The following is an 8,799-nucleotide window of genomic DNA, read 5'->3' as shown; positions in this document are numbered from 1 at the left end:
GCATGAGCGTGGACAGGCGGGTCGCGCTGGTGGAGTGGGCGCGGCGGACCGGCTCGCTGGTGATCGAGGACGACTACGACGGCGAGTTCCGCTACGGCGTCGCACCCCTGCCGGCGCTGGTCACGCTGCCCGGCGCGGCGGATCACGTGGCGTACGTGGGCACGTCGTCCAAGTCGGTGGCGCCCGACCTGCGGGTGGCGTGGTGCCTGCCGCCCGCGTCGTTGCGGCGCGAGGTCGAGCGGTGGCTGGTGGTCCACCGCCGGGGCCCGTCGTCGTTGCCGGCCGAGGCGCTCGCGGCGTTCCTGGAGTCGGGGGCGATGGACCGCCACCTGGCGCGGGCGGCGCGCGTGTACGCCGATCGTCGCGGCCGCCTGGTGGCGGCGCTCGCGCGCGAGTGTCCGGGCCTGGAGGTGACGGGCGTCGAGGCGGGCCTGCACCTGTGCGTGGTGCTACCCGGATATGACGACGACGAGGTGGTCCGCGCGCTCGAGGAGACGGGGTGGCGCACCCGCCCGCTCAGCGGACAGGCGGAGAGCCACGCGGTGGCGGGACTCGTGCTGAGCTATTCGAGGCTCACCGCGCGGGACGCGGCCGAGTTCGCGTCGGACCTGCGGCGGGTGCTCGAGAGGCTCGGCTCCGCCTACTCCTGGGGCCCGCGCCCGCGCCCGCCGAGCGGGTGCGGGCACATACGGCCTGTCTTACAGTGAGCGCCAGCGACATCCGCGGCGAGAGCTCAGAGGAGACGCACCATGGGCACATCATTCTGGCGACGCACGACGATCGACCCCCCGGCGGCGGAGTTCCCCGAGGGCGAGCACGTGGACCTGGTGATCGCCGGCGCAGGGTTCACCGGCCTCATCACCGCCCTCATGGCGGCCGCGCGAGGCAAGTCCGTCGTGGTCCTGGAGGCGCACACCGTCGGCGCCGGGGCGAGCGGGGCGACCACCGCCAAGGTCTCGGTCCTGCAGGGCACGCGACTGTCGACGCTGCGCTCGAGGCACGGGCTCGAGACCGCCCGTCATTACGCCGAGGCCCATCAGTACGGGCTGGACTGGTGGGCGGAGTTCTGCGAGACGCACGGTGTGTCCGCCCAGCGCAGGCCCGCGCTCAGCTACTCGCGTGGCGCCCTGGGGACGGCATCGTTGCGCAAGGAGAAGCAGACGATGGACGACCTCGGTCTCCCCGCCCGGTGGCACGACCGACTGGATGTCCCGTTCCCCGCCCGATCGGCCGTGGAACTGCCCGACCAGCTGCAGATCGACCCCGTCCAGGCGCTGGCCGCGCTGGTCGAGGCCGTGGACGCGCTCGGGGTGCGCGTCGTCGAGCACTCCCGTGTCACCAAGGTGACCCCGCGCGGCGACGGCGCGGACGCCCACGCCGAGGTGCGCAGCGACCGCGGGATCCTCACCGCGCGCGACGTGCTCCTGGCGACGTCCGGGCCGTCACTGGACCGCGGCCCGACGGTGGCGACCATGGAGGCCGAACGCTCGTACCTGTGCGCGTTCGAGTACGACGGCGGACTGCCGGAGGGCATGTACGGCTCGGTGGAGACGCCGGTGCGCTCGCTGCGGACCGTGCCGACAGAGAACGGGGAGGTGCTCTTCGTGGGCGGCAACGGCCACCGCACCGGAACCGCCGCCCCCACCGGATCCAAGATCGAGTCGCTGCGGGAGTACGCGGAGAAGTACTTCCCCGGTGCGCGGATGACCCACGGGTGGTCCGCGCAGGACTTCCACCCGGTCGAGATGGTCCCCAGGTCGGGACCGCTGCCGTGGGGGAAGGGCCGCGTGCACTACGCCGGCGGCTATAGCAAGTGGGGGGTCAGCGGGTCCGCCGCGGCGGCGGGGATCATGGTCGACCGCCTCGAAGGGCTCGACCCGCGCGTGTCGTTCGGCAAGCCGACGCTGACCGGCATGCTCAAGACCGCGCCCTCGATGTACGCCGATCTGCCCGTCCACATGGCCGCCGCCGCGGCGACGTCGGTGGTCCGGAAGCCGCGGCCGAGCGTCCGACCGATGGGCGAGGCGACGGCCGATGACGGCGAGAAGTGCACTGTCGGCCTGCTGTGCCCGCACATGGGCGCCGTGCTCAGCTGGAACGACGCCGAGCGCTCGTGGGACTGCCCCTGGCACGGGTCCCGCTTCACGGCGTGTGGTGAACTCATTGAGGGCCCGGCCACGAGCGACCTGAAGCGCCACGATTCGACGTGACGGCGATCCCCGGACGCCGCCGGACACCGCTGCGACCGACCTGCGCACAACCTCACGCCTGCTCGATCGACGTGCGGCTCGCGGTCCTGCACCGCACTCCGTTTTTCGCCGACCTCGACGCCGACGGGATCGCTGAGGTGGACCGGCGGGCGGTGTCCCTGTCGTGGGGCTCCGGCGACGCCGTGTATACCGAGGGCGAGCGCTCCGGGTACCTCTACGTCATCGCCCACGGTCGCGCCAAAGCGTACCGGGACTCCGAGGACGGCCGGACCGTCGTCGTCGACCTGCTCGCACCGGGTGATTTCGCCGGTGGTGTCGACTCGCTCGGCACGCCGCGGTACGGCGAGACGGTCGAGGCGATCGACACACTGTGCGCACTGCGGATCAGCGCCGAGGACTTCCGCGACCTCCTCACCCGATTCCCGCAGGTGGCGCTGCGCGTGGTCGACCACCTCACGGGGCTGCTCGAGGACGCGCGGACCACGGTGACGCACCACGCCACCCGTACCGTGGCGCAGCGGGTGGCCGGGACACTCCTGCGTGTCGCCGACAAGTTCGGTGAGGCCCGCTCCGGGTTCGGCGACGGCCGCGCGGCGGGAACGCTGCTGGAGTTACCGTTGACGCGATCCGACCTGGCAGGGATGACCGGGTCCACACCCGAGTCGGTGTCACGGGTGATGAGCAGGCTCCGGCGGGAGGGGATCATCGATTCCGGTCGCCGCTGGACCGCCGTGCTCGACCGCGAGCGACTGGCCGAGATCGCCGAGCCGCGCTGAGCGCCCGCGAGCGTTCGCGGGGCGTTGCACAGCCTGTCCTTGGTTGAAAGTGGCCCGGGAGTGACCGAAACTCGGGAGGACAACATCGGCCGCCGGCCACAGTGTGTACCCGCCTACGGAAGCAGGAGTATCGATGAGCCCCACTGACCAGGGTCCGAACCCGTTCGTCGTCGACATCGAGGACGCCACCCTCGCCAACGACAACTACCGGACCACCTTGTGGACGGGATCGCACATGCAGCTCACCGTGATGAGCATCCGCCCCGGGGACGACATCGGTCTCGAGGTCCACGACGACCACGACCAGTTCCTCCGCGTCGAGGCCGGCACGGGTCGGGTCGAGATGGGGCCGGCGAAGGACCAGCTCGACTTCGTCCGCGAGGTCTCCGACGACTGGGTCATTCTCGTGCCCGCCGGGAGCTGGCACAACGTCACCAACATCGGTGATGACGACCTCAAGGTGTACTCGCTGTACGGCCCGCCCGAGCACGAGCACGGCACCGTTCATCAGACCAAGGCGGACGACGACCACTGATCTGACGAGACACCGCGGGCCCGGGCCGGTCGATCTTCCGGTGCGGGCCCGCGATGTCGCGTCAGGTCAGGCCGAGACAGCCTCGCGGTGCCGCGCCCGGCGATCCGGGTCGGCGACGGTGCGGTGGACGTCGACCCGCCGGCGCAGGAGACGCATCGCGTTGACGATGACCACCAGGACGGACGCCTCGTGGACGAGCATGCCGATCGACATGGTGACCCCTCCGGCGAAGACACCTGCCAGCAGCGCGGCCACGGTGATCATCGCGACCGCGATGTTCTGACGCATCACCGACACGGTGCGCTTCGCCAGACCGACGGCCTCCGGCAGCTTGAGCAGGTCGTCACCCATGAGTGCGATATCCGCGGTCTCCACCGCCACGGCTGACCCGGCGGCGCCCATCGCGACACCGATGTCCGCGGTGGCCAGCGCGGGAGCGTCGTTGACGCCGTCGCCGACCATGGCCACGGTGTGGCCCGCCCGCTGCAGCTCGGTGACCGCGTGCAGCTTGTCCTCCGGCAGCAGCCCCGCCCGGACCTCGTCCACCCCGGTGGCCGCGCCGACCGCCTCCGCGACCAGCGGGACGTCACCGGTGAGCATGATGACCTTCTCGACACCGGAACCGTGGAGCCGGGCGATCATCTCGGCCGCATCGGCACGGACGGTGTCGGCCACCGCGATGACGCCGGCCACCTCGTCGTCGACGGCGATGATCATGGGGGTCTTGCCGTCGCGGGCGAAGTCGTCGGCCGCCCGTGCCGCGCCGCCGTCGTCGGCGATCCCGAACTCGTCCAGCAGCGCCTGGTTGCCGATCAGGAGGCGATGCCCGTCCACCTGCGCGGTCAGACCCTTGCCCGCGATAGGCCGGACCGATTCGGGAGTGTCGTAGGCGACCCCCTCGGCCGAGGCCGCCTCGAGGATCGGCCGGGCCAGCGGGTGTTCGGAGCCCGCCTCGCCGCCCGCCGCCAGGGTCAGCACGTCGGCGCGGGACCTGTCAGGAGCCAGCACGAGGACGTCGGTCAGTTCGGGTCGTCCCTCGGTGAGGGTTCCGGTCTTGTCCACCGCGACGACGTCTATCTTCGCGGAGGTCTCCAGGTACTCCCCGCCCTTGATGAGGATGCCGTTGCGGGCCGCCCTGCCGATGCCGGCGACGATCGCGACCGGGATCGAGATGACCAGTGCACCGGGGCAGCCGATCACCAGGAGTGTCAGCGCCAGCACCACATCGCCGCTGATCAGGCCGGCGACCAGCGCCAGGACCATGATGCCCGGGGTGTACCACGCGGAGAAGCGGTCGATGAAACTCTGGGTACGCGCCTTGGCGTCCTGCGCCTCCTCGACGCGGTGGATGATCCGCGCCAGGGTGGTGTCGGCACCGATGCCGGTCGCCAGGACGTGGAGGAATCCCCCGCGCGACACGGTGCCGGCGAACACCTGGTCGCCCTCGGACTTCTCCACGGGAATCGACTCGCCGGTGATCGAGGCCTCGTCGAGCGCACCGGAACCGGCCACGACCTGGCCGTCGACGGGGACCTTGGCGCCGTTCTTGACCAGTACGATCTCACCCTGGCGGACCTGGCCGGCCGGGACCTCCACCTGTTCGCCGTCACGCATCACCACCGCGACGTCCGGTGCCACGGCAACCAGCTCGGCCAGCGCGGAGCGGGTCTTGTTGAGGGTGGCCGACTCGAGGGCGTGACCGATCGCGAACAGGAAGGTGACCGCGGCCGCCTCCCAGTAGTTGCCGATGATGATCGCGCCGATCCCCGCGACCGACACCAGCAGATCGATGCCGATGTGGCGGATGAGCAGGGCATCGACCGCCTTCTTGACGATGGGGGCTCCCGCGACGACAGCGGCGGCGAGCATCAACACGTCGGCGAGGACCGCGTTGTCCTCGAGCCCGCGGAAGTCCGAGCCGGCCACACCGGATGCGATGAAGGATCCGATGATGAGCAGCCCCGACAGGATCGGGACGAACCAACGCCCGTATATCCATTTACGGATGGTATTCATGACCTACTCCTCGATATCCGGGTCCTCATTTCGGTGCGGTGTTTCCGACACATCTCCTCGACCCGTCGGAATTACCATAAGAGCGTTCCGGTGAAGCGACCATGACGGTGATCAATTAACCGCACGATCGGATACGGCAGGCCCGGCGGTGGGGGAATGTCCGGAAAACGCGGCTCCGCCGTCCCGGGCGAATCGGCGCGCGGGACGGCGGAGGGCAGGTGAAGGGTCACCGGTCCGGTCAGAAGGCGCTGGGACGTGCCCTGTAACCGGCCTTCGCCACGGCGGCCACGAGGTCATCGACGCTGGACACCCCCGGGTCGTGGTCGACCTCGATCCGCGAGGAGGCGAAGTGCACCTCCACCTTCTCGACACCCTCGAGTCGACCGACCTGCTTCTCGATCTTGGCCACACAGGACGGGCAGGAGAACCCCTCCGCGCGCAGGATGCTGTGAATGACATTCTTTACGGCCATGACGTTGTCCTTTCCTCTCGGTCCCGGTCGGCACCCGCCGCCGAGTAATTCCCACGATAGAGACGGGCCGCTGCCGGAACATTGACGCGGATCACTTATCCGCACAATTCTTTCCGGTCGTGTCGCGGGGACTATTTCGAGGCGTGGTCCGCGTTGATCGACATGAGATCAAAGGAAAAGGGGGGGGATCAGGAACATGACATATGAGGACATCCCGAGCGCGTACGTGGCGCGGGCGGAGGTGCTGGCGGGCGTGCTGGGCAGGGAGGTCGCCCCGGACGATCCCGACCGCGAGGTCATCGAGGCGTGGGCGGGTGGTGTCCCCGGGCGCATCCTCGACGTCGGCTCGGGCACGGGACGGTGGGCCGGGCACCTGGCGGCGCTGGGGCACGCGGTGGACGGGCTCGAACCCTCCGGCCCGTTCGTCGACATGGCCCGGGAGAGCTTTCCGACCGTGGCGTTCCGGCACGGCGCGATCTCCGATCTGGACGGGACGGAGGAGCGGTGGGCCGGCCTGTTGGCCTGGTACTCGCTCATCCACATGGATGGACGGGAGCTCCCCGTGGCGCTGGCGACCCTCCACCGGGTTCTCGAGGCGGACGGGCAGCTGCTCCTGTCGTTCTTCACCGGACCCTGTCACGGTCCGTTCGCCCACCCGGCGGCCACGGCCTACCTCTGGCCGATGGACGGCATGGTCACCGCTCTGGAGCGCGCGGGCTTCAGGGTGACGGGCCGGCGTACGCAGCCGGGTGCGCCGCACGCCGTCGTGACCGCGCGGTCCGCCGCCTGACGGGCATCGCAGGCCCCGCGCCCGGGACTGATCGGCCCCCGCGCGGGCGGTCATGACACGCTGGTGACGTGAAGACGCCGGTACCTGACTATCTGCTCGAGATCCGCGACGCCTGCTCGGACGGCGGGGAGGGCCGGCTCGCCGACTACATCCCCGAGCTCGCGGCCGTGGACCCGGACCGGTTCGCGGTGGCCGCCTGCACGATGGACGGGGTCGTCTACACAGCCGGCGACGCCGACGCGGAGTTCACGATCCAGTCGATGAGCAAGCCGTTCGTCTACGCGCTCGCCCTCCGCGACCGCGGGATCGAGGCGGTGCTGGAGAAGGTCGAGGTGGAGCCGTCCGGCGACGCGTTCAACCAGATCTCCCTCAACCGGGACACCGGCCGGCCGCGCAACCCGATGATCAACATCGGGGCGATCACCACGCACACGCTCGTCGGCCCGCCCGGCGCCTCGGAGGACGAGCGCAGCGAGGTCATCGCGGACGGGTTGTCGGCGTTCGCGGGTCGGCGTCTCGAGGTCGACGGCGCCGTGTGCGAGTCCGAGCTGCGCACCGCGTTCCGCAACCGCGCGATGGCCAACCTGGTCCGGGCCGGCGGGATCATCGAGGACAATCCGGACGAGGCCGTGCGCGGGTACACGCGACAGTGCGCGTACCGGGTGACGGTGCGCGACCTCGCCGTCATGGCCGTCACGCTGGCCACCGGCGGCGTCAACCCGGTCACGCGCGAGCGGGTGGTGTCGGCACCGGTCGCGCGGCAGGTCCTCGCGGTGATGACGACGTGCGGGATGTACGACGCCGCCGGCGACTGGATGTCCACGGTGGGGATCCCGGCCAAGAGCGGGGTGTCCGGAGGGATCCTCGGCGCGCTGCCAGGTCAGGTGGGGCTGGGGGTGTTCTCGCCGCGGCTCGACGAGCACGGGCACAGCGTCGAGGGCGTACGCACCTTTGAGCGGCTGTCGCGGGACCTCGAGCTGCATCTGATGAACACCACGGTCACCGAGGTCGAGGCCGTGCGATCGGTGCGGTTCGACGAGATCTCCGGGCGCCGGACGTTCCGCCTGCAGGGCCCCATGACCTTCGCCAGTGCCGAGCAGGTGCTGCGGCGCCTGGCCGAGATTCCCGAGGGGCCGGAGGAGGTGACGCTCGACCTCAGCCGCGTGTCCTCGGTCAACAACAGCGCCCGGCGGATGTTGCTCGAGGCGATGCGGCGACTGTCCGCGGAGGGGCACACGGTGGGGCTCGCGGATCCGGGCCGGCGCCTGCCGGAGCCGGACCTCGGCGACGGCACCCGTCCGGTCACCCGCCGGGCTGCCCGCTGACGGTCCCCGTGGTGCTCACCCGCCGTTGAGCCCGCTGACCGGTGCGAACTCGTGCCCCTCGCCGGCGGCGCGCGACGTTCCAACGTCCCGTAGCGACTAGCGATCACCAGGGGGTCGTGACGCGGACGCGGTCGGGGGATAGAGAGTGACAGCCGGCGTCGAGAGGTTCAGTCGCATATCGCTGAGTCGGCCCAGTCACACCCCGGCCCCGTTGGCGGCGAGCGCGGCGCGGACCGTGTCGGGGGCGGTGGTCATGGAGTGTTCGAACGCCTGCGTGCGGCGCGCGCCGTTCATGAAGTGCGCGCTCAGGCCGGCGAGGTCGGCGGGGGTCGGCAGGATCGGCACGACGGTCGTGCCGCGGGCGCGGACGGTGGCGATCTCGGCGTGCAGGACGGTCGACATCGGGCGGCGGATCATCCGGTACTCGAGCGAGCCACCGGGGCCGGGGATGCGGACGCCCGGTGCCGACGCCATGGGGGCGATGACGTAGATGAGGTCCGCCTCCTCGGGGGCGATGAGGTCGACCGAGGCGGTCGAGCCCATGCCGCCGTCGACGAAGATGCGGTCCCCGATCGGCACGGGCGGCATCCACCCGGGGGTCGCCCAGGACGCGCGCAGCGCCTCGCCGACGGTCGCGTGGGGCGACCCGGGCGCGCCGAACACGACCCGCTCCCC

Annotated in this window: 9 protein-coding genes; 6 read left to right on the top strand and 3 right to left on the bottom strand. The window is 70.9% G+C overall.

Annotated features, from left to right (window positions below; genetic code table 11):
- From G6030_RS07485 to G6030_RS07470, 4 genes are all read left to right on the top strand, one after another.
- Positions 1 to 707 (top strand): aminotransferase class I/II-fold pyridoxal phosphate-dependent enzyme (locus G6030_RS07485; protein WP_182642688.1); only part of this gene is annotated, 707 nt, incomplete at its 5' end.
- 42 nt (positions 708 to 749) lie between these two features.
- Entirely contained in the window at positions 750 to 2,210 is a 1,461-nt protein-coding gene (locus tag G6030_RS07480) for an FAD-dependent oxidoreductase (protein ID WP_182642687.1), read from the top strand.
- Positions 2,207 to 2,986, top strand: coding sequence for a Crp/Fnr family transcriptional regulator (locus tag G6030_RS07475; protein WP_043569104.1), 780 nt, complete (start codon positions 2,207 to 2,209; stop codon positions 2,984 to 2,986). The genes G6030_RS07480 and G6030_RS07475 overlap by 4 nt, the downstream gene beginning before the upstream one ends.
- A 133-nt stretch (positions 2,987 to 3,119) precedes the next feature.
- Positions 3,120 to 3,521: a cupin domain-containing protein gene (locus G6030_RS07470; protein ID WP_007633773.1), complete on the top strand. Its 402-nt coding sequence runs from the start codon at positions 3,120 to 3,122 to the stop codon at positions 3,519 to 3,521.
- A gap of 66 nt (positions 3,522 to 3,587) precedes the next feature.
- Here the strand turns inward: G6030_RS07470 and G6030_RS07465 are convergent, their stop codons facing one another.
- Together G6030_RS07465 and G6030_RS07460 are read right to left on the bottom strand one after the other, a co-directional pair.
- Positions 3,588 to 5,537 (bottom strand): cation-translocating P-type ATPase, encoded by a 1,950-nt coding sequence (locus G6030_RS07465; protein ID WP_182642686.1) that lies wholly within the window; start codon positions 5,535 to 5,537, stop codon positions 3,588 to 3,590.
- A 238-nt stretch (positions 5,538 to 5,775) separates the two neighbouring features.
- Positions 5,776 to 6,009 carry a heavy metal-associated domain-containing protein gene (locus G6030_RS07460; RefSeq protein WP_007633765.1) on the bottom strand — a complete coding sequence of 78 codons (234 nt, stop codon included), beginning with the start codon at positions 6,007 to 6,009 and terminating at the stop codon, positions 5,776 to 5,778.
- Positions 6,010 to 6,205: 196 nt separating this feature from the next.
- Here G6030_RS07460 and G6030_RS07455 point away from each other — a divergent pair, with 196 nt between their 5' ends.
- Together G6030_RS07455 and G6030_RS07450 are read left to right on the top strand one after the other, a co-directional pair.
- Positions 6,206 to 6,799, top strand: coding sequence for a class I SAM-dependent methyltransferase (locus G6030_RS07455; RefSeq protein WP_043568817.1), 594 nt, complete (start codon positions 6,206 to 6,208; stop codon positions 6,797 to 6,799).
- 68 nt (positions 6,800 to 6,867) lie between these two features.
- On the top strand, positions 6,868 to 8,124 hold the full coding sequence (locus G6030_RS07450) for a glutaminase (RefSeq protein WP_182642685.1): 1,257 nt from the start codon (positions 6,868 to 6,870) through the stop codon (positions 8,122 to 8,124).
- A 195-nt stretch (positions 8,125 to 8,319) separates the two neighbouring features.
- On the opposite strand, the gene G6030_RS07445 is transcribed toward G6030_RS07450, so the two are convergent.
- On the bottom strand, positions 8,320 to 8,799 hold a 480-nt coding region (locus G6030_RS07445), incomplete at its 5' end, for a patatin-like phospholipase family protein (protein ID WP_347238604.1).

Origin of the sequence: Dietzia sp. E1 (genome assembly GCF_014145015.1) — a bacterium.
GTDB lineage: Bacteria > Actinomycetota > Actinomycetes > Mycobacteriales > Mycobacteriaceae > Dietzia > Dietzia cinnamea_A.
This window is presented reverse-complemented; position numbering and strand designations above follow the sequence as displayed.